General features: G+C 42.6%; 16 protein-coding genes, 1 tRNA gene and 1 riboswitch. Of the genes, 4 read left to right on the top strand and 13 right to left on the bottom strand.

What is annotated here, in order from left to right:
- Positions 1 to 52: 52 nt before the first annotated feature.
- A riboswitch (TPP riboswitch) is annotated at positions 53 to 159 on the bottom strand.
- Positions 160 to 211: 52 nt separating this feature from the next.
- From AC3WS5_RS08560 to AC3WS5_RS08525, 8 genes are all read right to left on the bottom strand, one after another.
- On the bottom strand, positions 212 to 2,053 hold the full coding sequence (locus AC3WS5_RS08560) for a carbon starvation CstA family protein (protein ID WP_492466882.1): 1,842 nt from the start codon (positions 2,051 to 2,053) through the stop codon (positions 212 to 214).
- 137 nt (positions 2,054 to 2,190) lie between these two features.
- On the bottom strand, positions 2,191 to 3,837 hold the full coding sequence (locus AC3WS5_RS08555; RefSeq protein WP_492466881.1) for an FAD-dependent oxidoreductase: 1,647 nt from the start codon (positions 3,835 to 3,837) through the stop codon (positions 2,191 to 2,193).
- Between the two features lie 9 nt (positions 3,838 to 3,846).
- Positions 3,847 to 5,562: an FAD-dependent oxidoreductase gene (locus tag AC3WS5_RS08550; protein WP_492466880.1), complete on the bottom strand. Its 1,716-nt coding sequence runs from the start codon at positions 5,560 to 5,562 to the stop codon at positions 3,847 to 3,849.
- Positions 5,563 to 5,589: 27 nt separating this feature from the next.
- Positions 5,590 to 7,266: a RagB/SusD family nutrient uptake outer membrane protein gene (locus AC3WS5_RS08545; RefSeq protein WP_492466879.1), complete on the bottom strand. Its 1,677-nt coding sequence runs from the start codon at positions 7,264 to 7,266 to the stop codon at positions 5,590 to 5,592.
- Positions 7,267 to 7,286: 20 nt separating this feature from the next.
- A complete protein-coding gene (locus AC3WS5_RS08540) occupies positions 7,287 to 10,652 on the bottom strand; it encodes a TonB-dependent receptor (protein WP_492466878.1) in 3,366 nt (1,121 codons plus the stop codon).
- 98 nt (positions 10,653 to 10,750) lie between these two features.
- Positions 10,751 to 11,818 (bottom strand): FecR family protein, encoded by a 1,068-nt coding sequence (locus AC3WS5_RS08535; RefSeq protein ID WP_492466877.1) that lies wholly within the window; start codon positions 11,816 to 11,818, stop codon positions 10,751 to 10,753.
- Between the two features lie 62 nt (positions 11,819 to 11,880).
- The gene (locus AC3WS5_RS08530; protein WP_492466876.1) at positions 11,881 to 12,498 is read right to left on the bottom strand and encodes an RNA polymerase sigma-70 factor; all 618 of its coding nucleotides are present in this window, start codon (positions 12,496 to 12,498) and stop codon (positions 11,881 to 11,883) included.
- A gap of 169 nt (positions 12,499 to 12,667) precedes the next feature.
- Positions 12,668 to 12,742, bottom strand: a tRNA-Met gene (locus AC3WS5_RS08525).
- 171 nt (positions 12,743 to 12,913) lie between these two features.
- On the opposite strand from AC3WS5_RS08525, the gene AC3WS5_RS08520 reads away from it, so the two are divergent.
- The 4 genes from AC3WS5_RS08520 to AC3WS5_RS08505 all read left to right on the top strand — a co-directional run bounded on the left by AC3WS5_RS08520 (position 12,914) and on the right by AC3WS5_RS08505 (position 14,597).
- Entirely contained in the window at positions 12,914 to 13,495 is a 582-nt protein-coding gene (locus AC3WS5_RS08520; protein ID WP_492466875.1) for a glutaredoxin domain-containing protein, read from the top strand.
- Positions 13,496 to 13,525: 30 nt separating this feature from the next.
- Complete coding sequence (locus AC3WS5_RS08515) at positions 13,526 to 13,813, top strand: co-chaperone GroES (RefSeq protein ID WP_492466874.1); 288 nt, start codon at positions 13,526 to 13,528, stop codon at positions 13,811 to 13,813.
- Positions 13,814 to 13,877: 64 nt separating this feature from the next.
- The gene (locus AC3WS5_RS08510) at positions 13,878 to 14,273 is read left to right on the top strand and encodes a DUF134 domain-containing protein (RefSeq protein ID WP_492466873.1); all 396 of its coding nucleotides are present in this window, start codon (positions 13,878 to 13,880) and stop codon (positions 14,271 to 14,273) included.
- 6 nt (positions 14,274 to 14,279) lie between these two features.
- Positions 14,280 to 14,597 (top strand): NifB/NifX family molybdenum-iron cluster-binding protein, encoded by a 318-nt coding sequence (locus AC3WS5_RS08505; protein ID WP_492466872.1) that lies wholly within the window; start codon positions 14,280 to 14,282, stop codon positions 14,595 to 14,597.
- Between the two features lie 74 nt (positions 14,598 to 14,671).
- Here the strand turns inward: AC3WS5_RS08505 and AC3WS5_RS08500 are convergent, their stop codons facing one another.
- From AC3WS5_RS08500 to AC3WS5_RS08480, 5 genes are all read right to left on the bottom strand, one after another.
- The gene (locus AC3WS5_RS08500; RefSeq protein WP_492466871.1) at positions 14,672 to 15,928 is read right to left on the bottom strand and encodes an efflux RND transporter periplasmic adaptor subunit; all 1,257 of its coding nucleotides are present in this window, start codon (positions 15,926 to 15,928) and stop codon (positions 14,672 to 14,674) included.
- 133 nt (positions 15,929 to 16,061) lie between these two features.
- A complete protein-coding gene (locus AC3WS5_RS08495) occupies positions 16,062 to 16,973 on the bottom strand; it encodes a TolC family protein (RefSeq protein WP_492466870.1) in 912 nt (303 codons plus the stop codon).
- 210 nt (positions 16,974 to 17,183) lie between these two features.
- Positions 17,184 to 20,408, bottom strand: a complete 3,225-nt coding sequence (locus tag AC3WS5_RS08490) for an efflux RND transporter permease subunit (RefSeq protein WP_492466869.1) — start codon at positions 20,406 to 20,408, stop codon at positions 17,184 to 17,186.
- 413 nt (positions 20,409 to 20,821) lie between these two features.
- On the bottom strand, positions 20,822 to 21,139 hold the full coding sequence (locus AC3WS5_RS08485; protein ID WP_492466868.1) for a hypothetical protein: 318 nt from the start codon (positions 21,137 to 21,139) through the stop codon (positions 20,822 to 20,824).
- A gap of 139 nt (positions 21,140 to 21,278) precedes the next feature.
- Positions 21,279 to 22,964: an arylsulfatase gene (locus AC3WS5_RS08480; RefSeq protein WP_492466867.1), complete on the bottom strand. Its 1,686-nt coding sequence runs from the start codon at positions 22,962 to 22,964 to the stop codon at positions 21,279 to 21,281.
- Positions 22,965 to 22,976: the final 12 nt, after the last annotated feature.

Genomic DNA, 22,976 nt, shown 5'->3' with positions numbered 1-22,976 from the left:
GTTTTTTCATTAAAATGTTAAAAAAATGAGAGGGAAATGCTGAAAAAAGAAGGGATTTGAATTATTCCTTCCCTGCGCAGGCATTACCCTGATCAGGTTTGCGGGTATTATCTCAGCTTCAATCGACAACTGTCGAGATCTGCACCCCGGGAAACACTGAAGTTTTGTCCAGGTCCTTAAAATCTGGACGGCCGCAAAGTTAATAAATATTTCATCTTTCAACTAATTCTTTCACAAGCTCGCCACAGACATCAATTTGGGTTGCATTAATTTTTAGTAGCTCTCGCCATTTTTTAAAAGTATTCAGAAAAACGAAAAACATCAACAACATGGCTGAAAATGCTAAAACAGCTAATAAGTATTGTTGCTTTGGAAGGTAGACATTCTTAATTTGTTCGTAACCCGCCCAAAACGTAATGGTCGCCATAAAAACACCCGGAATAGCCGAAACCAACGCGTAGCCTTTCCTATTTAATCTAATCAACATGGTCGTACAAACGATCAACGCACACGCCGCTAAAAGTTGGTTGCTGATACCGAACAATGGCCAAATGCTACTGACATTTCCAGTATAAACCAGGTAACCCCAAGAAAATGTAAAAATAAAACTTGTAAAAATTATACCGGGTACCCAGTTCTTATCATTGAATCGGGGTATGACTTTCCCAAACATTTCTTGCAGAAAAAATCTCCCTACTCTCGTTCCGGCATCAATAGCAGTTAGGATGAACACGGCTTCGAACATGATTGCAAAATTGTACCAATATGCCATAACATCATCCATGAATTTTATTTTATTAAATATATGCGCCATTCCAACGGCAAGCGAAACAGCCCCTCCTGTCCGGCCATATAAGTCGATGCCGATCTTTTCACTGAAATAATCTAAGTCCGAAACTTTTAAATTCGGATTTTGCGAAAGGAAAATATCATATGTCTCTTTTGGCGTATTTATAGCGAAGTAGTCGCCCGGGATGAGCGTACAAGCAGCTATTAATGCCATTAATGCAACAAATCCCTCTACTAACATTGCCCCATATCCAACGAAGAGTATCTCTTTTTCATTTGTCAGCATTTTCGGCGTAGTACCAGTAGCTATAATAGCATGAAAGCCAGATATAGCGCCACATGCTATAACAATAAAAATGAATGGTAGAACCGGACCACCAATTACCGGGCCTCCGCCATTGATAAACTTGGTCATTGCAGGCATTTGAATCGTTGGGTGGACTAAGATTACACCAATTGCCAGCATTAGTATAGTTCCGATTTTTAGATAGGTTGACAAATAGTCTCTGGGCACCAGTAGCAACCAAACGGGCAACACAGAAGCTAAAAAACCGTAAATAGCTATTGCTATTGATATCGTTTCTAATTTCCAATGAAAAACACGACCGATCATGGGTATTTGGATAAGTTCATGGCCGCCAATAATAGACGAGATCAGTAAAACGACACCAACAATGCTTGCTAGTGCGACTCCCTTTTTTCGGAATCGCATAATCAACCCCATTATTATCGCTATTGGCATCGTTGCTATAACCGTAAACAGGGACCACGATGCTTCATGCATGGCACTGACACATGCCAGCGAGAGTCCTGCCAATGTTAAAACTAAAATGAAAAGAATTGCAAATCCTGCGATTAGCCCCGTCCCGTTGCCTATTTCTTTGCCAGCAATTGAAGCTAGACTCTGACCTTTATGACGGACCGAAGCAAACAAAACTACCATGTCGTGAACGCCGCCTCCCAGAACACAACCGATCAAAATCCATAACGCCCCAGGCAAATACCCGAATTGAGCCGCTAGAACTGGCCCTACCAGCGGTCCGGCTGCCGCAATTGCCGCGAAGTGGTGTCCGAACAAGACGTTCTTGTTTGTTGGAACATAATCCTTACCGTCTGAGAATTCAATGGCTGGTGTTGGGTTATTAGCATTTAGTTTTAATACTTTGCGCGCTATAAATATTCCATAATACCTATACGCGATGGCGAAAACCAACAAAGCGACAAAGACAAGGGTAAGTGCATTAGCGCCATTTAGGGCCTCCATTGAATAACGATTTAAATGGTGTGTATAGAATAGATCACGTTAACGAAACATCGACGAAGCATCTATTTCACTTTGCGATTTAAGCTCAAGGTTTGTCGGCACCTGCCAGGAAAGACTCCTTTTCACCGAGATGTTAATTAGTTCTGAAATGCGCTCTCTAAAATTTGCCCTTTCGAAAAAAGATTTTTTTTGAGTCGGTTGTAAGGAACATCTTGGACAGATGTTTTATTATTGATTGCCAGTACGGCAGCGACACCAGAAGATTGACCTAAAATCATGAAAACGGGTTCCATCCGAATGGACCCATAGGCGATATGACTCGCGCTAACGCAGACGGGTACGACTAGATTAACACACTCTTCTTTTTTGGGGATGATTGAACCGTACGAGATCTGATAAGGCTTACCCGGATGTATGCCCACATCACCCTCATTCTGTACAAATCCCTCATCGTTTACAAATCTTTGAATATTATGTGAGTCCATGGTATAGGATCCCATGCCGATAGGGTCTGGTACTACTCTTGTTCCAAGAACGTCATTTTCTGTGGTCACATAAACTCCTTTCATTCTGCGGGCTTCCCTAATATAAAGTTGATGAGGCCAATTATCATTATCAACGAACTCATCTTTTGCTAATCCCCACGCTTGCATTTCCTGGCGAATCTTCTCCGGCACACGTTTATCATGAGATACAAAGTACAACAACCCCTTTTGATAATTTTTATGATCTTCGATTATTTCTCTCCTCCTTTCATAATTGGCGTCGGGATAATCATAGTTCATACCAATATAATCACTACTGAATGGGCCGTGATTATTCGTATCAGTTTTCTTATTTGGAATGACATCAAATTTAGAGAACCATTCATTCCAGCCACTCGCAAACACCCTGGCCAATAATTCATATTTGTCGGGATCATATCTTTCAGGTTTTTCAAATGGACGCAGGTTTTCTTTACAGTTGCTCATACATAGACGAAAACAATAGGCCTGAATTTTATTATCTCCTGAACAATTAGGTGCAATTTTTGCCGATGAAATGAAAGGCAAGAGTCCGCTTTCAGCCTTGCCAGGTACCACGTAGGGATCGATTTTCGATTTAAAATAATGACCATGATGATATACGCCATTCTGGACTCCATTCCATTTTTCATTATAAACTGAACAGGCTTCCCTTCCAACAGTATATTTGACATTTGACGCTGCCATTAGATCACCTTCGTACGTAGCATCAATAAAAACTTTCCCTTGAAAGACTTTTCCTGAAAGTGTTGAAATGGACGTGATCTTTTTATTCTGAGTTTTTACACCTGCTTCCCTGTCTAACCATTCATCTCTATATACAGTAATTTTATAATCTCTTATGAAATCTTCAAATACCTTCTCGGCTACGTGTGGTTCGAAAATCCACATTGTTCGGTTTTCGCCGTCAATTGCCGGTGTACCTTGCCCTTTATTCCCGTACTCCGATTTTTTCTGCCATTTCCAGGCCTTATCCATATTATAATGCAACCAAATCTTATGATAGAATTCCCGTGCCAACCCGCCGATCACTGATTTATCCCCCGTATCCGTAAATCCTAACCCTCCCGAGGTTAACCCACCCAAATGCTTATCCGGCGAGACTATTATTACTGATTTTCCCGATCTTGCTACTTCAACGCCTGCAATGACTGCAGCGGCTGTTCCTCCGTAAATAATTACATCAGCACTATGAAATGACTTCGTTCCCCAGGATAAAGAGGGGACGATCAATAGCCATAGAATGAAAACTTTACTCATATGTTATTATCATTTTATTTCTACTTCCAGGATTTGTTTATCGGCAAGGATTTTTGATTTTAAAACGTTATAGTCCAGGTCCTGCACCGTTTTTTTGCTGTCAATTGCCAGGGACGCTGCCGTAGCGGCTGATTGTCCTAACACCATAAAAACTGGTTCCATACGTATTGAACCAAATGCTATGTGAGTTGCACTCACGCAAACTGGAACTAACAAGTTTACACATTCAGATCTCTTTGGTATGATAGAGCGGTAGCTAATAGGATATGGGTATGGCACAGGTGCCTCTACATTTCCTTCGTTCTGTACGTATCCATTAACATCAACATAGCGATTAACATGGTGGGAATCCATACCATAGGCACCCATTCCGATTGGATCGTCCACAGTATCTATCCGTTCACAGTTCCTTTGGGTCATTATATAATCACTTTTCATCCTCCTGGCTTCCCTGATGTAGAGTTGCTGTTGCCATCCATCTCTTCCATTCTCATACTCATCTTTACAAGTTCCCCACTTGGACATTGCCTCCCTGACTTTCTGCGGAATTCTTGGGTGATTTGCCAGTGTCCACATCAGGCCCTGCTGATAATCACGATGTGCTTGTCTGATTTTTTCCCGTTCTTCATAACTTCCTTCGGGATAATCGTGATTTTGACCGATAAAATCAGTTGAAAAGCCCTTTTGATTGTTTGTGTCGGTCTTACGGTTAGGCATTCGGGAATTAATCCAGGGAATTAATGGGTCCCCGTAAGAATACATCTTTTCAATCGGTCCTGGCGCTGCTTCGTAATTTCTAAATAGTAATTCATAATTCAAGTCATTGTAATTAGCGGGTTTTCTAAAAGGTATTCGATTATCAGGGTGATCGGTCAAGGTCATCCTAAAGCAATACGCCTGAATATCTTTATCGCCCTCACCATCGACGCCTGGTCTGCCATTCTTGATATATGGTAATAGCCCGCTTTTAGGGTCACCTTTAATTTTATACGGGTCAACACGATCTATAAAATTGTGGTTAAATCCATTTCGAGAGATCGTCCATTTAAGCGTTCTTCCAATTTTGTTTGCTTGTACCCCATTTAAGGTTTCTCCGAATTCATGGTTCGACTCCCGTCCTACACTGTAAGTTACTCCTGCGGACGCCATTAAATCACCTTCATAGGTAGCATCGATGAACATTTTGCCTGAATAAACGATCCCGTTTTCCATTTCAATAGAAACGATACGAATTCCATCTTTTTTCACGCCATTTTTTCGGTTCAATTTCTGATTATAGATCAATTCGACGTTTTCTGATGCTAACATATCTTTGTAAACCGTCAGCGCAGCCGATGGCTCAAAAGTCCACATGGCATCTTCTCCCTTTTCCGTCCTTGTTTGTCCGTCATCCATGTATTCCTCTCGTTTTTGCCATTTCCAGTTTTTGGGGTTATCATAAAATCGGCGGATCCTCTGATAAAACTCCCGTGAAATCCCCCCGATTACATACTTATTCCCAATATCAGTTTGGCCAAGGCCACCTGTTGTCAGGCCTCCGATCCTATTGGTTGGCTCAATTAATGCCACTTTTTTACCCATTCTGGAACTTTGAATAGCGGCAGAAATACCGGCGGACGTACCTCCGTAAACTACAATATCGTAGGTTTTCTGCCCTTGAGAAACGGCATCTAACTTATATAGTAATAATGATACAAATAATAAAATGTAATATCTGAAATTCATACAACGATCATTTTAATGTTCTTGAAATTATTCCCAACCTGGATTCTGTGTCAATTTAGGGTTAGTCTGTCTTTCAATGTAAGGAATCGGCCACAGATAATCTTTCGCTTTATTAAAAACTCTTCGGTCTACAAGCCTCATTTTAAAGTCTGCAGATTCGCCTTGAGTTGCGATCGGGATCCCTTCATAAAATGCCGAACCATAATCATCAATCCTGGGAGCTTTGTCTGGATAGGCTTTTTTCATTCGGCCCAATAGAGGCTGGTTCATAACAACTTCCGCTATTTTCCATCTTCTTATGTCAAACAGGCGTAGCCCCTCACCTGCGAATTCATATTTGCGTTCTCTGTAGACCGCGTGTAACAATTTTTCTGGATCCAGCGTAGTAAGGGGGGGCATATTAACTGAAGGTCGTTGGCGCACTTTATTTATCGCGGCCAGTATGGATTCATCAATCTGGCCCGCTTTTATTTTAGCTTCAGCATACGTTAGGAGGACTTCAGCATACCTGATCAGGATCGTATTTGTCTCACAGTTATTCATGTCTAATCTGTTCTCAACGTTTGCATATTTTCGCCAGCATAACCCGGTAAAAGTTGCATAAGCATGTGTTGCTTCTAGATTTTTGACTCGTTTTCCTGTGAGATAATTCCAGCACATCAGGCTATCGCCATGTGTTTCAAACTGAAATCCCAGAAACTCAGAACCAGGTACCGCGAGCGTATAGCCAAGTCTGGGGTCACGATTATCGAAAGGTTTTTTGGGATTGAATAGCGGAGACTTGTCGATTGGTAACCCATCTGTACATTCCCAGGAATCTGCGAGCTGGTAAGCAGGTTTTTTATTTGTGTGTGCAAGAGCATTTCTGGAGCCGAAGAGACGGTACAATGAATGCACTTGGGTACCGATAAGGTATTGAACGGAAAAGATAATCTCTTTGGAATTTTGACCTTCGTCCCTGAATAGTTTTGGATAGCTGTTTTCAAGACTATATTGGCTTCCTTCAAGTTTCATTACCTCCGAGCTGGCCGAGATTGCGTCGTTCCACCTTTCATTATATAGTGCCGTCCTCGCTTTAATAGCCAAGGCTGCACCTTTAGTTGCGTGACCTGATGTTGGATTGTTAGCAACTGGCAGGTTAACTGCCGCTTCGGTTAATTCTTTTAAAATAAAGTCTACTATCTGAGCTTTTGGCGTTCTGGCTTGTTGGGAGGTTTCTAGTGTTAGTACTTTGTCTACCAAGGGAACATCTCCGTATAATTCAATTAAATAGGAATAATACAGCGCCCTCAAAAACATGGCTTCTGCTTTGATTCGATTATAAGTGGCGTCGGCTACGGAAGCTTTTCCTCTTTGCATATTTTGTATCAGATAATTACATTTGGCGATTCCCTGATAAAACGAGGCCCAATAATTTTGAGCGGTTCCGTTTGTGGCGTCCGCTGATCCCTGGGCAATTGATTGCAGGGCATTAGTATTTCTATCATATCCAATATCGGACGCTTCTTCTAATGCCAGGAAAAATGTCATCGTTTCATGATTTGTCCAAAGCGCGGTATAGCAACCAGCGAGTGCCATATTCATTTCGGTCTCACTTGCCAGGAAAGTCTGATCTGAGGGCGCATTTAAAGGATACTTTTCCAGATAACGAGAACAGGAAAGGCAAACGCAAGTCACCAAAAAATATATTGTTAATTGTTTCATTGTTTTTACGTTTATGTGTTTTAAAATTTCACATTTACCCCCATACTTATAGTTTTTAATTGAGGATAAAATCCCCCATTTCCCACCGGAGCTTCTACGTCAAATCCGTCCCAGAAGCGATCTAAGGTGAAAAGGTTATCAGCGCTTACATACAACCGTAATTGGTTCACAGCGTTCCTTGATAAAAGAGAATTGGGGAGAGTGTAGCCTACCTGAATATTCTTTAAACGCATATAAGCTGCATTTTTCATCCAAAAGGACGAATTCTGCATATTATTTGTTTCATTAAAAGCAAGTCGTGGGAATTTCGCATTTCTGTTTTCCGGCGTCCAGTTATTTTTGTGTTGCTCCTGAACAGTACCACCTTCAACGAATGTCTGGATACCTTGCCCATAGAGGTAACCATTAGCTTTGCCGATGCCCTGTAATAATATATTTAAATCGATGTTCTTGTATTCTCCAAAAAATGAGAAGCCAAAGGTATATCTGGGTATAGTCGTTCCGATAATGACTCTGTCTGATGAATTAATTACGCCGTCACCATTCTGATCCTTATACTTAATGTCTCCTGGTCCAAAGGCGCCATACTGGGTCGCGAACAAATATTTGCCGGAGGCATCATAGTCTTCAGGTTGGATATAGCCAATTGCTTCCAATCCAAAAAGGGAATACATCTCCTGCCCCTCTCTGTTAACTGTTAACCCCGTTTCGTTTATTCCCTTAATATCAATGATCTTATTTCTAACATCGGATAGATTAAAGGCAACGCGATAGTTAAATTTCTTGATATTATCATTGTAAATGATGCCCAGATCCCAGCCTCTGTTTTCAACTTTCCCGGCATTCTGTTGTGGCGCGCCCATCCCAATAATTAAAGGAATATTTAAAGGGAGTAAAATATCATCTGTCAATTTTTTATAATAATCGGCTGTCACATTAATTTTCCTCCAGAACGTCAAATCCATGCCAATATTAGTTACGGTAGTTGTTTCCCAGGTAATGGATGGATTAGCCATGTTTGTTATTCCTGCGCCTGAAGAAACCTGTTTATTAAATACGTACTTCAGCCCGAGATTCAGGTCGGAAGAAAAAGGATAATTATTCCCTATATTTTGATTACCCAACTGTCCCCATGATCCGCGGATCTTAAGATCGCTTATCACATCTTTCAGGGAATTCCAAAAAGATTCTTCGGAAATTCTCCATCCTGCGGAAAAAGATGGGAATACTCCCCACTTATGTCCTTTTGCAAATCTTGAAGATCCGTCATATCTGATATTAGCTTCAAATAGATACTTATCAAGGAAGTCATAATTTAACCTTCCAAAATATGATTGTAAGGCCCAGTCAGAGGCCCACCCATTAGCCTTTTGGTTATCTTCTCCACCTGCGCCTAAGATTGGATAATCAGGAAACGGAAAGTTCTCTCTATAACCCTGTAAACCGGTATTCTTTAAATCTTCCTGCTGGTACCCCACGAGCAACTTTACGCCATGTTCCTTAAATGTTTTTTCAAAAGTTGCGGTTGCGGTAAGGAGGTTTCTCATATATCTGTCTGTCTGATCAACAAGTGAACTTTTCTGAGGGGCTCGGTAATAAGGTGAGCCATCATACTTATATGTTTGTACGACTTTGGCAAAGGAATTATAATGGGTTTCGTAATAATTAGGAGAATAGCTTCCATTCAGGGTTAACCAATCCGTTGGCTTATAGATCAACTTAAAATTGAGCGTCGCGGAAGGGTTATCTACTTTTTGTAATCCTCCGTCATTGGTAAATGCTATAGGATTATCACCGTTCCAACCCTCACCCCATTGGCCAGTTGAAAGTCTTCCTGCCTGATTAGCTGGAATCCTGCCCATCCAATGGAAGGCGTCGCCCCGGGAAGGAGCAAGCCGCTTTGTCATCGCAAGGTGAGCATCTATCTGCGCACGAAGTTTGGTGGATATTTCGAGATCGTTATTCAAACGGACTGTATATCTTTTGAAATTTGAATTTTCAATAATTCCATTCTGATCCAGGTATCCGATATTTGCTATTGTTCGTACTCGTTTTGAACCGCCACTTAAGGTAACATAGTGATTCTGAATCAACCCATTGTTCGTTAAGGTCTGCCCAATCCAATCGGTATCGGGATATTTATCTGGGTCAGTCCCCATATTTTTTATATACTCACTGATATATGCCTCTGAATATAACGGGGACTTACCGAGGTTTGTGTAAGCTTGATTAGTCATCCGCATGTGATCAATCGCATTCACCATGTGAGGCAAATCGATGGGGCTCTGTTTTCCAACATACCCATCATATGAGACGCTGAACTTGTCAACCTTAGCTCGTTTCGTTGTAATAAGTATTACACCGTTGGCTGCACGCGAGCCATAGATCGCCGCCGAAGCGGCATCTTTTAACACGGAAATCGACTCGATCATATTTGCATCGATATTATTAATTCCCATTTCGATTCCGTCAACCAATATAAGGGCATTATTGTTTCCTAGTGTGGTTTTTCCCCTAATGCTAATAGTGCCGCCGTCTGCCCCAGGCTGGCCGCTCCTTTGTGTAACTGAAACGCCTGGAATTAATCCTTGTAGTGCTAACGAAGTCTGGGCGACTTGTCTCTTTGTCATATCGTTTACGGATACAGACGATACTGCACCAGTTAGGTCCACTTTTCGTTGGGATCCGTATCCTACAACAACCACCTCCTCCATTTTTTGATCGATAGAAGTAAGAACAATAGAGGGGTTGGTGTTTTCTTTAATGGCTACTTCAATGTTTTGATAACCTACTCTTGAAATAACTAACACCGCGTTATCATCTTTTACATTTAATAAAAAACTTCCATTTTCTGAAGTGATGGTTCCGTTTGTTGTTGCTTTTTCAATGACACTTGCTCCGGCAATAGGATTGCCAAGATTATCAGTTACGCTGCCTCGTATGGGTAAATCAGCAAAGATGTTTTTGCCGATAATGACAAAAAAACCATCATTTATTTTTTTATAGGAGAACTGGGTAGTGTGCAGTAACTGTTGCATGACATAGTCTATAGATGCATCTTTGGCATACAAGTCGACTTTCTGCTTGTTCATCGCAACGCTATCTGTATAAAAAAACCTGTATTCATAATCAAGTTCTATAGCCTTGATAACAGTAATAATCGATTTGTTTCTTAAATCCAGGTTTATTCGTTTCTGTGAGGAGCTATTAATGGCAATACAGTGGAAGGAAGTTAAAAATATTAGAAAAACAGTGAGCTTCATTATCAGTATGTATTTGATAATCAAATTTCCCCGCCTAAAAACAGCAAGGCAATCAATCTTTTTCATAAATTCGTTAAGATTTTGATGATAGAATATTGCTGGTGGCAATTTTTTTAAAGTCATTATCGTGGGCGGAATATGTTACAAGCATTTTCCGCCATTTTGTTGGTAGGGTACTCAAGTTTCTTTCATTTGCAAGTAGTTTAAATTAGTATTGTTTTTTAATAAATTGTAACGCTCTCATTATCAATCTTATATCTCAACCCTGATGACAGACGAAAGGATTCTAATACATCAACGAGTTTTTCGTTTTCGATCGTGCAAGTGAATTTTCGCTGTAAAACTGGTGTGTGAGAAATTTTAAATTTCACTCCATACCAATTTTCCAAAATCGGGATCATATCTATTAATTTCTCCTGCTCAAACTTTAATTTATTTTTGGTCCATTGGGTTTCGATAATTCCGGAATCAATTGTACTTGGGACGATTTTCAACAACGAAAACTGAGGTATATTACCCGTTGTTTTTCCAGATGTATCTCTTGTGGAGTAGGAATTCTGAACTACCAGTTTCTCATTCGGGGACAAAGTGATTTTTTCATTATTCTTATTTTTTAATAGCACGTCTACAGCCCCTCTCACCAAAGTTGCCTCCGTATTTATTTCATTTTTATAAGCCCGCACATTGAAAGCTGTTCCTAAGACCTTAATGTCCATTGTCTCTGTGTGTACAATAAAAGGGCGTCCTACATTTTTGATTACGTCAAAATAAGCCTCTCCTTCCAGATATACGTCTCTAGTATTTTCACCGAAATGTTTATCATATACCAGTCTGGATGCTGAATTGATAACGACTTTTGATCCATCTGGCAGTAATAAAGTTGATTTTGATCCGCGTTTAGTAGTAAAAACGCTTTCGAATTTTGAATTTCCGGGATTCTTTAAGCCATTTCTTGACATTAAAAACCAATATCCCACAAAAACGATAATCAAAATGCTTGCAGCTATTAGTCCTAATCGTTTGATTACTACTACTTTACCAGAAGATCTTACCTGATTATTTTCATAATCTTTTATTTTTTCTTTTAGCCTGCTAAGTTCCTCTTCCGTCGCTTCCAAGTCATCCTGGTTAAAGTATGACGTTTTACCCTTTAAAAGCCTCAAAGAGTCCAAAATGGTTTTAAATTGCTCGTTCTCACTAATGAGTTCTAATAGTTCTTGTTGCTCCTGAAGAGAAATGATCCCAGATTCGTTTTTTCGCAACAATTCAATGAAATGGCTCCTGCTCATGTGACCGTAGTGTTCTTCAGTAAGAGTGCAGAAATCCTAAAAACCCTTAGTTTTTGTTTTTTTTATTTGCTGCCAGTTTTTTTGCGTAAAAAGGGGGTAGTGGTTTTGGATGGATATAGCTCTTCGAAACATTCAACAATTCGGCTATAGGCGAATGTCATGTGGGCCTCTACCGTTTTTACCGATATATCCAGAAGTCCGGCTACTTCTTTATATTTTAAGCCTTCCTCTTTAATCAGCCTAAAAATCATTCTGCATTTTTTAGGCAAGGAATTTATGGTGTCTTCAATTTTCTTTTGTTCTTCTTTTTCTATAACTAATTCTTCAGGATCTGTGGAGCTTATCGAAAATGATTCGCCCAACGCTTCCGAATCAGATGAGATGCGTTTTCTTTGGATTTTGAGATAATTAGCTGAATTATGTTTCAATGACACATAAAGATACCCCGGTAGATTGCTTATTGTAGCTAATGTTCGCCGATTAATCCATAATTTCAGAAAGATATCCTGAATCAAATCCTTTACAATAGATTCATCATTCACTAGCAATTTACCATAAGACAACATACCGGGAAAAAAATGCCGAAAGAGTTCGTCGAAAGATTCATTTTCATCCGACTCAGCAATCCGTTGAACTAAATATCGTATTTTATCATTTGGCACCGGACCAAATGTAAACAAAAGATTCAATTTTTTTTATAAATCTGCGTTATGCTCAGCGCCAAAATAGACTTATTTGAGCTTTTTTCTGAAAACTTTGGTAGCCAATCATTTGAAATCAGCTTGCTTCCCGGGCTGGAGTCGAATAGAGGCAAACAAAAAAGGATGACTCCTGAGAATCATCCCTTACTGGTTGCGAAGGGTGGGTTCGAACCACCGACCTTCGGGTTATGAGCCCGACGAGCTACCGCTGCTCTACCTCGCGGTGCAAATATACAACTTTTTTCGGTTCCCGCAAAACCTTTTGGCAGACTTTTGACCCTGAGACCCGACCGAAGGACAATTCCTGCAAGTTGAATGTGATCAAAGTTACGATATGCCGCCTTCCGGACAGGTTACATTTGCCTTGTGAACGCCTAAAACTAAAAGTATCCCGATGAAAAAAGTAGAATCATTATCGCAATTATTGGCTGAAATCTCAAATAAGGAAAAAGCATTTTTACTGCTCTATAAAAAAGGAGGCAAGATCAGTGACTGTGCTCATAAAAATCTCGAAAAAGCATCTGAGACAGTCAGCAGCCTGAATTTGTATGAAGCTGACGTCACTGAAGTCCGCGATATTCACTCAGCTTATGGCATTACCTCGGTACCCACGCTGATAGAATTTAACAACGACAAGATCAAAAATCTTTATAAGGGATGCAGTGAAGAAACCGTTTATAAGAACCTGTTTGAAGAATCGGTTTACTTCCAGGAAGCCAAAAATCAGCAAAAAAGTCAAAAGAATGTCACCATTTATACTTCACCAACCTGCACCTGGTGTAACGCGTTAAAAGGTTACCTCAGGCAAAACCGGATTATGTTTACGGACATCGACATTTCAAGGGATCAGCAGGCTGCTGAACAGTTAGTGAGGCGAAGCGGCCAGATGGGAGTGCCCCAGACAGAAATTGACGGTGAGATTATCGTCGGTTTTAACAAGGCCAGGATCAATGAATTACTCGCAATAAAAGGATAATATTTTTAACTGTGTTTTAATAATAGACAAATGAAAGAAATACAACCCGTAAACCAGAATTTACTTTTAGACATAACTGATGACGTCCGGGAGCAGACCACAGCCGGCGGTATCATCATACCTGAAACCGCGAGGGAAAAGAAGAATATTGCGCGGGTGGCCGGCATGAGCAATATTGCTAATGCGGAAGTAGCGATTGGCGATTTGGTTATTTACAATCCGTTTAACGGAAATGAAATCGAATTTGAAGATAAGAAATACCTGGTCATACAATATGCCGAAATCTGGGCCAAGGTTGTCGAAGTGGAGGAAATATAAGCGGCGGACGAATATCAGTCTCGCACCTGTTCCGCCCGGTCACGTCGCTAAAACAGTTTGAATCATGACATATTTCAAAAAAGATGGTTATGTACAAAGGTTCCCGGCCTTTAACGGTTTCCGGCCGCTGGGAATGCAGAGCAACAGGAGGACTGACGACGTTGTTATTTCGTACAGAGAATACGAAGTGCTGGCCCTTTGCGAGTCAGCACACTTTTCTGAAAAAGAGGCGGCACATATGTTAAATATTTCAGAGAAGTATCTACGCAGAATGCACAAGAGTGTAATGAACAAAATTGCAAAGGCATTTATCGAAGGTCACGAAATCTATTTTGGCGAAAATAATATCAATGTGGCCAATTGGTATGAGTGCAGAAGCTGCGGAATCACTTTTACCATCACTTCGTCTTCGGGAGCGATTTGCCCGTTTTGTCAAATCTCTTTACAAAAATTAAATTAAACAATTATGAGGGTTGCAATTGCCTGTTTGGATAAAGACCTGGAGTCCTCTGTGGAGTCTCATTTCGGGAAAGCAAACTGGTTTTGCATCTGTGATACCAGGACAAAAGAGCAGTTGTTTATTGAGAATACTGAAAATGCAAAAAATGACGATTCCGGCTACCAGGCCGCAAAAACACTTGCATCCCGGAATATCGATATGGTCATAGCCAGGGGATTTAATATAAAAGAATCTGGTTATTTGCGTGATCACAATATCCAAATGGTTATTCCCCAGGTGAATATCCGGGCCAACAAACTGATCGATCAGGTGATGTGTTTCTAAAAGATTAATTATCGGCCTTTGCTGAACTACCGAATGGGTTTGAATTGCACACTTATATTTGTGCGGAGGCTGTCCTACAAATCATCCGTTTCAATATTTTGCATACTGGAATAGATATAAAAGGCGCCTCTGGTAACTATTTTCGCATTGGGCTTCAATTCTGAGAGTAGTTTGATTCCTACGAAACCCAGTTCCCTTGAACCGGTCACGATCTCTGTCATTTTGAAACGATATTTTTCCCGGAATTTTCTTGCCTCAGGTCCGTCCTTTACCGGATCATTTTTTACTGGCTCCGTTTCCGTCCCCTCAAAAACATAGATATAAGTTTTGTCATTGGCTTTGACGATAGCATCTTCAGGAACGGCAGGGACAACTTGTCTGGCCGTCTCTATGAGAGCATTGACATACTGCCCCGCAACAAGGCTTAATTTTGCTACATTGTTTACCGTTGCATGCAGCGCCACCGATTTACTCGACGGGTCCAAGGATTTTCCAATCCCATAAACCGTCCCGGTAAGTTCCTTTTCCGGCTGGTTACTAAGCGCCAATACTACTCTCTGTCCTTTTCTTACCCTGGGGATATCATTTTCAAATACTTGCAAATCGGCATACACCGTGCTGTTATTTACGATATCCATTATCGGGCTCGCCGCATCGGTATAGGTTCCCACGCTTAACCGGATTTTTCCGACAGTACCGCTTATCGGAGCGAGAACCGGGACCAGCGTGGCCAGCGTGCCGCGGCTAACGGTCGCGGGATTTACATGAATCTGCCTGAGTTGCGCTTCCAGCGTCCTGAGTTTTGATTGTTCTGCCGCATAATTGGCTGATGCTTGCTGGTACACTTTCCCAATGCCCGCATCGGCATCCTTTAATGTCTTCTGACGTTGGTACTCCTGCGACAGAAATACCAGGTTGTCTTTTGAGGTCAGGTAGTCTTGCTGCAGTTTTACAAAGTCTGGATTTTCGATGGTCGCCACCACCTGTCCTTTTCGGATCTCCTGACCTTCAACGACTGTAATTCTCCTGATCACACCGCCGACCAGCGCATTGACAACAGCTTTGTTTTGTGGCGGTACGGCTAGCTGACCATTTGCTTTTATCGCGCTTGCGATATTTCTTTCTTCAATTTTTCCCAACTCGATCCCAACCGCAGCCATCTGCTCCGCAGTGATCTCAGCAATACCTTCGTCTTTTTTCGTGGTATCGGAGACTGTCGTTTCCACCGGACCTGCTTTCTTCGTTTTTGACTGCCCACAGGAAGAGAAGAGTAGGGTGAATATGACGAAAACAAGCGTGAATGATACCTGTATTTTAGTTGATATACGCATGTGTTTTATTTTATGTTGTTTTAGTTTGGTAAGCCTGCTGGTCTGGGAAAAGTAAATTCAATCCAGGTTTTGCAGTGCCTGCAAAAGATAAAAATTTGTTGCGGATAAAATGAAAATCTGTTCATTTATTTAATTAATTATTGCCCGTGTTAATATAATTCAGTCGAATGATAGCCTGATTATAATTATTCAGCGACTCCAGATACTTCATCTTCGTATCGAAGGCCATCGTTAAATTTTGAATATATTCTATATACCCAATTTCACCCAGCTTGTAACTAATTTGTGAAATTCGAATGATTTCATTCGCCTGTTTATTACCGACCTGCTCATAATAATCCAGTCCCTCTTTTTGTTTTAGGTATTCGTTGTACTGCGTACTGTATTGGGTCTGCAGATTTAGCTTTGCTGATTGTGCCTGCGTTTCCATCAGAAGCGTGTTGGTTCTCGCGGCACGTATCCTGGCTTTTTGCGCCCCATAAAACAATGGAAAGTTCATTCCGACCTGGACACCCAGGTTGCCTGTAGCTGAAGAGACACCGCGCATCGGATAGGCCGTGGTTCCTATGTTAAAATCCGGCAGCATCCGGCTTTTTTCCAGTTGAAATGCTGCGTTGGCCACACTGACCTGTTGATTATAGAATTTAGTCTGAGGGTGTGTGGAAAGGGTAGTATCTATCATGAAATCCGGAGCAATTTTAATGAGGACCGTGTCAGCAGGGACCAGGTCATCTCTGGTGTTTAATAATTGTTGCATGGCGAGTTGCGCAGAATTTTTATCAATCAATCCCTGTCTGATCTGTAATTGTATCTCGGAGTATCTGCTTTGTGCAGCATATTTCTCGAGGTTCGATGTTTCCCCGGTTTGCTGCCGGAGTTCCGCGCGCTGCCTGAACTTTGCATAGACGCTGTCCAGTTCCTTCAGCAGTTTGATCCTTTCAAAAGAGAATTGGAATTGAGTATAGGCCAGCTTCACTTGTCTGGTGATATCGAAAACCAACAAATCCCGTTGCCTTTCCGAAAGCAGCGTTTCGTTGTGCAACAATTTTGAATTGTTTTTGTACACAGTCGGGAAGGCGAAAGGTTGAAGAACGGTTACGTTGTTGCCCGGTTCCGCACTGTTTGAGGGGGTGTTTTGGAGGCTGAACTCCGTCTTGCCAATGTCGAGAGCGGTTTTCTGCAGCTCGGTCTGCTGGCGGACAGAAAGATTGCTACCTTTAACCTGAAGGTTGTTCTGTAGAGCCGTATTGACAGCTTACTGTAGTGTAATCGTTCTTGCCTGGCCGTAACTCTGATTGCTGGTTAGCATTGCACTTGCAAAGACCAACAGGAGTATAGGCAGGCTGACTGTTTTATTTAACCTTGTTCGTTTTTGCCTGCCCGAGAAAAGGATGTATAACACAGGCAATACGATCAGTGTCAGAAAGGTGGCTGTAATCAGCCCCCCAATCACAACCGTGGCCAGTGGCTTCTGAACCTCCGCACCTGCTGAGGTTGATAACGCCATGGGCAGGAAGCCAAGGGACGCCACCGAAGCAGTAAGTATCACGGGGCGCAAGCGGATTGATGTCCCCTTACGGACTCGCTCATAGATGTCACTGATACCTTCCTCCTCCAAATGGTTGAACTGGCTGATCAAGACGATGCCATTTAGCACAGCCACACCAAATAATGCAATAAATCCTATACCGGCCGAAATACTGAATGGCATGCCCCTCAATAATAATGCAAAGACTCCACCGATAGCAGCCATTGGCACTGCTGTAAAAATTAAAAGGCTTTGTTTTACGGAGTTGAACGTGAAATATAATAGGAACATAATAAGTAAGAGTGCCGCCGGGACTGCAATCGACAGGCGCTTTTTTGCCGCCAGAAGATTTTCAAACTGACCCCCATAAGTGATGTAGTATTCTGGTGGAAGTTTGATGTGCTGACTAATCAACGCCTGAATTTCTTTAACCACACTTTCCACATCCCGCCCCCTTACATTGAAGCCCACGTAGATCCTGCGCTTTCCGTTTTCTCTGGAAACCTGTACGGGTGCGTTTCGTAGAGTGACATTGGTCACCTCGCCAAGCGGTATTTTCCCCCCATCAGGCAGCGGAATATACAAATTGTGAATTTCACTCATGTTATTTCTTAAGTCCTTCCGGAGACGAATAACCATATCAAAACGTTTTTCGCCCTCAAATACGACCCCCGCCACATTTCCGGCATATGCTGTTTTTAGTATCATGTTCACATCGGAAATGTTTAATCCGTATTGCGCGATCTTGTCGCGGTCATAGGTTACCAGGATCTGGGGGATGCCGTTTACTTTTTCGACGTAGGGATTGGTTACACCATCCACTTTAGCGATAAGAGAAGCAATTTTGTTGGACTGCTTCACCAATTCGTCAATATTTTCGCCAAACACTTTTACCGCGACATCCTGCTTAACTCCTGAAATCAGTTCATTGAAACGCATTTGCATCGGTTGTGAAACTTCACCGGAAAGACCCGGGATAGCCTTGAGCGTCTCCTCTATTTTTTCTATCATTTCTGCCTGCGTGGACGCCGTGGTCCATTCCTCTTTTGGTTTCATCGCCAACATCATATCCCCTCCCTCAATAGGCATGGGATCTGTGGGAATTTCCGCGGTTCCGACTTTTGTCACGACCGTTTTAATTTCAGGGATACGTTGTTTAAGCAGGTTTTCGGTTTTAGAGAAAATTTCAATAGTTCTGGAAAGTGAAGTCCCTTGTCCCAGCCTCAACTCCACGGCAAAGTCACCTTCTTCAAGTGTGGGTATAAATTCGCCCCCCATTCTGCGGAAAATGAATATAGCGATAAGTAATAACATGACAGACAGGACTACTACCGTCCATTTGATTTTTAGCGCTTGATTCAGTACCGGCAAGTACAAGTTTTGAATTCGCTTCATGATCTTATCTGCAATACCTTGTTTGCGGTTGATATTGCGGTTTAAGAACAAGGCACTGATCATTGGCACATAGGTAAGCGAAAGTATAAACGCGCCGAGTATGGCGAAGGAGACGGTCATTGCCATGGGTCGGAACATTTTTCCCTCAATACCCGTCAGCGCCAGTATGGGCAGATAAACTATTAGGATAATGATTTCGCCAAAGGCCGCAGAAGTCCTGATTTTTGATGCCGAATGATACACCTCCTGATCCATTTCAGCTTTGGTCAATTTAAGTTTGTTTGTTCCGTGGACCAGGTGATGCAGGGAGGCTTCAACAATAATCACAGCTCCGTCTACAATCAATCCAAAATCAATCGCCCCCAGGCTCATGAGATTGCCTGATATGTCAAACTGGTACATCATTGAAATAGCAAACAGCATCGACAAAGGAATAACTGATGCGACGATCAAACCAGCCCGTAGATTACCTAAAAGGAGCACAAGAATAAAGATCACGATGAGTGCCCCTTCGACTAAATTGTGTTTCACCGTACTTATGGCCCGGCCTACCAGGTCCGTTCTGACAATAAACGGTTCAATGGTTAGCCCCTCAGGCAAGGAGTGTTGCACCTGTTCCATCCTGGTCTTCACGCTCTTGATAACTTCATTGAAATTCTCACCTTTCAGCATCAGCACCATACCGGCTACTGCTTCTCCTTTTCCGTCAAGGGTTACCGCGCCGTAACGTGTGGCAGATCCATATTGTACTGTTGATACATCGCGGACCAGGACCGGAATTCCCTGCACATTCTTTATGACGATTTTTTCGATATCGGTGAGGGATTGAACCTGACCCAGGCCTCGGATGAAGTAAGCGTTGTCCTGCTGTTCAATATATGAACCGCCTGCATTCTCATTATTATTCTGTAACGCCTTGAAGAGCTCAGGAATAGTAACGCCCATCGCATTAAGTTTCTCATTGTCCACCGCTACCTCGTATTGTTTCACAAAACCTCCCCAGCCATTGATTTCAGCAACCCCCGGCACGCCTGCCAATTGCCGCGCAACCACCCAATCCTGGATGGTCCGAAGTTCTGTTGGATTATATTTCCCTTCAAAGCCCGGCTTCGGTTTGATCACGTATTGATAAATCTCGCCGAGACCTGTAGAAATTGGTGACATAGTCGGTGAGCCCGATCCTGCCGGGATGATAGATTCCGCTTCTTTCAGATGTTCAGCAACCTGCTGTCTCGCCCAGTAGATATCGGCCTTGTCGTGGAATACAACGGTCACCACCGACAAACCAGATCTTGAAATGGAACGCCTTTCAATAACTTTCGGTACATTGGCTAATGCCAGTTCGATGGGGGCAGTGATGTATTGCTCCACTTCCTGGGCCCCGAGCGCCGGAGCGTTCGTAATGATCTGAACCTGGTTGTTGGTGATATCGGGTTGTGCATCCAGGGGTAGATGCATGGCTGAATAAATGCCCCAGACGATTAGCGCAAGCGTTAGAAATCCAATGATAACTTTGTGGTAAACGGAGAAATGAATGATCCTGTCAAAGACGTTCATAGTTATTATGTTTTAAAATCAACTATTATTTTCACCCAGGTGTGCCAATAATTTGGTAGCTGGGAGCTGAATTTATTTTACCTAGCAATTTTAACTGGTCCCGGGTAGAGAAGCCATGGCCTGAGCCGGTAATCAGAAGATGGATTCCGAATAACCAACGTTGGAGAAATACGGCTCTTTCGGATCGGTCAACGGTCACCCTCACGTTTCTTTGCCTTGCCTGATCTTAAAACGAGGTTGATTTATATCGGTAGCCCGAAAGTAATGCGCTGGTTGTTTATTATAGATCGTAATTGAAGACACAGGTCCAAGGATTGGATGATATAATTTGACCTCGTGATGAGGGGAATGAGTGGTGAATGATTCTCTATGTGAGATACTATTACCCATTGCCTGCAGATAATCAATCGCATCTAAATCCGTAGAACCGCATTTAGAAGGAAGCGTTTTGGGGGGTAAAAAGGTATATTTTCGACTGGTTCATTTGTCCTAGCAGGTTCATATTGTCCAGGGAGAAGGAAATAAGCAGACGTGTAAAAAGTCATACTGTCGATGTCGTTGACGTCCGTGGCAAATCCATGGAAGTCGAGGGAGATCTGCTCCGTCCTGACATAAGTGTCGTACTGGTCAAAAAAGGTGTCGTGTCCGTTGAAGGGGTTAATCTCTTCTGCGGACATAAAGAAAGAAATAGCTACAATGACGAGTAATATTTTATAAAACACCTTAGCCATTAAGCGCAAAATTATAGAAAATCGATGTATTATAGCTTTTCGTGGCAACGGGTCGCCGATCTTCTTTTTTTGTCTGTCCCCGTGGTGACCTGCCCGGAGGGTCGGCGTGATCCGGAATGGACATTTTGTACATGTGGTTCTATTTCACTTTAGGGAAAACCCGGTTGTTTTTTGCCCATTGATCCCAGGATTGCTCGAGTCTTTTGGCCTCATTGGGATAATTTCCGGTCATATCGTTCAGTTCGGTCTCGTCATCACTGATCTTGTATAATTTCCAGGGTTGGTTAGGTTGCGCAACCAGCTTCCATTGGCCATCACGTACGTATTTAGCGCCGAAATGCTCATTGTATAAGACGGTGTGCCCACTGGCATTTGTATTCAAAAAAGATGGTACGAGGCTTAGCCCCTGGGTGGGCGGCACTGGGTTCCCATTGAAAGTTGCCGGATAGGAAGTATTTGCCAATTGTACAAATGTGGCCATGAAATCCATGACATGACCCATGGCACGGGAGATAGTACCTCTAGTTTTGATCCCCCTTGGCCAGTACGCAATCATAGGCGTACGGATGCCTCCTTCGTAAGATGATGCCTTTGCAAACCGGTAGGGAGTGTTGGCGACATTTGCCCATCGTTCCCCAATCGACGCGAAAGTGGTCTGAGGTCCGGGCAGCACCTTTTTTTGAACGGGATAGGCGATTTGTTTTCCGTCCCTCGTGGCACCTGGCCTGTCGAAACCGGGGCCGTAGGCCATGGCATTTTCCGGGCTTGCACCATTATCGCTTAAAAAAATGATCAGCGTATTATCCAGTTGCCCGTTTCTTTTTAAAGCCTCTATGATCCTGCCGATGCCCTGATCCATCCTGTCCACCATTGCCGCGTGAACCGCCATTGCACGGGCGTCCCACACTTTATCCGGATTGTCCTGCCACGACAGATCATCCAGGATACGAGGAGAAAGTTTTGTGGTGGCTGGGTCGATAAGTCCGAGATCAATCATCTTTTTATAACGTGCTTCCCGGATTGCATCCCATCCAACCTGGTAGGTATTCTCGTATTTTTTAATATCTTCCGGCAGGGCGTGTAAAGGCCAGTGAGGAGCCGTTTCAGCTACGTAAAGGAAGAATGGTTTGTTGTCCCTGCTGAATTCATCGATATATTTTACTGCCGTGTCGCTGATAGCATTTGTATGATAATAATCCCTGGAGACGCTATTAATAGGTGTGGTTCCACTAACCAGGCTGAAAGGATCAAAAAAGTCGACCACGCCCCAGATATTACCAAAATATTTTTCAAAGCCGCGGTTTGTGGGGTATTGTTCGATAGGAGAGAAAAGGGGATGGGATTCCTGATGGTTCAGCCAACGCATTTGTGCATCGCGCGTGGGCTGCTCGATGGTATTGCTTACATGCCATTTACCAACCATTCCCGTACTGTATCCCGCATTTTTCAGTACTTCGGCCAGTGTCACCGTGTTGTTGGTCAGGAAGCCCCTGTATCCGGGGAGACCGTCATCGGTAGTCATTTTGCCGATACCTGCATTATGATTATAAACCCCCGTAAGCAGCGCGGCGCGCGTGGGGCAGCAGCGGGAAGTATTGTAGAAGTTCGTGTATCGGATTCCGTTAGCTGCCAGCCCGTCCAGATTAGGCGTCCTGATTTCTCCGCCGTAACAACCCAAATCCGAATAACCAAGATCATCTGCGAGAATAAGGACTATATTGGGAGTTGCACTGTTTTTGGTGGAGGCTTTCATCCTGCCTGGTTCCGAACAGGATAAAAACAATAGTAAGCCGAGGAATGAACCGAAGTAAGTTTTTGGATGCATATGTTTATCTTC

The sequence above is a fragment of the Niabella sp. CPT15-335-S11 genome, from assembly GCF_058792415.1.
This window is presented reverse-complemented; position numbering and strand designations above follow the sequence as displayed.

What these genes read in the sequence shown, in the direction of transcription:
- AC3WS5_RS08560 (WP_492466882.1), bottom strand. Translation starts at nt 2,053, where the DNA reads ATGGAGGCCCTAAATGGCGCTAATGCACTTACCCTTGTCTTTGTCGCT.
- AC3WS5_RS08555 (WP_492466881.1), bottom strand. Translation starts at nt 3,837, where the DNA reads ATGAGTAAAGTTTTCATTCTATGGCTATTGATCGTCCCCTCTTTATCC.
- AC3WS5_RS08550 (WP_492466880.1), bottom strand. Translation starts at nt 5,562, where the DNA reads ATGAATTTCAGATATTACATTTTATTATTTGTATCATTATTACTATAT.
- AC3WS5_RS08545 (WP_492466879.1), bottom strand. Translation starts at nt 7,266, where the DNA reads ATGAAACAATTAACAATATATTTTTTGGTGACTTGCGTTTGCCTTTCC.
- AC3WS5_RS08540 (WP_492466878.1), bottom strand. Translation starts at nt 10,652, where the DNA reads ATGACTTTAAAAAAATTGCCACCAGCAATATTCTATCATCAAAATCTT.
- AC3WS5_RS08535 (WP_492466877.1), bottom strand. Translation starts at nt 11,818, where the DNA reads ATGAGCAGGAGCCATTTCATTGAATTGTTGCGAAAAAACGAATCTGGG.
- AC3WS5_RS08520 (WP_492466875.1), top strand. Translation starts at nt 12,914, where the DNA reads ATGAAAAAAGTAGAATCATTATCGCAATTATTGGCTGAAATCTCAAAT.
- AC3WS5_RS08515 (WP_492466874.1), top strand. Translation starts at nt 13,526, where the DNA reads ATGAAAGAAATACAACCCGTAAACCAGAATTTACTTTTAGACATAACT.
- AC3WS5_RS08510 (WP_492466873.1), top strand. Translation starts at nt 13,878, where the DNA reads ATGACATATTTCAAAAAAGATGGTTATGTACAAAGGTTCCCGGCCTTT.
- AC3WS5_RS08505 (WP_492466872.1), top strand. Translation starts at nt 14,280, where the DNA reads ATGAGGGTTGCAATTGCCTGTTTGGATAAAGACCTGGAGTCCTCTGTG.
- AC3WS5_RS08500 (WP_492466871.1), bottom strand. Translation starts at nt 15,928, where the DNA reads ATGCGTATATCAACTAAAATACAGGTATCATTCACGCTTGTTTTCGTC.
- AC3WS5_RS08490 (WP_492466869.1), bottom strand. Translation starts at nt 20,408, where the DNA reads ATGAACGTCTTTGACAGGATCATTCATTTCTCCGTTTACCACAAAGTT.
- AC3WS5_RS08485 (WP_492466868.1), bottom strand. Translation starts at nt 21,139, where the DNA reads ATGGCTAAGGTGTTTTATAAAATATTACTCGTCATTGTAGCTATTTCT.
- AC3WS5_RS08480 (WP_492466867.1), bottom strand. Translation starts at nt 22,964, where the DNA reads ATGCATCCAAAAACTTACTTCGGTTCATTCCTCGGCTTACTATTGTTT.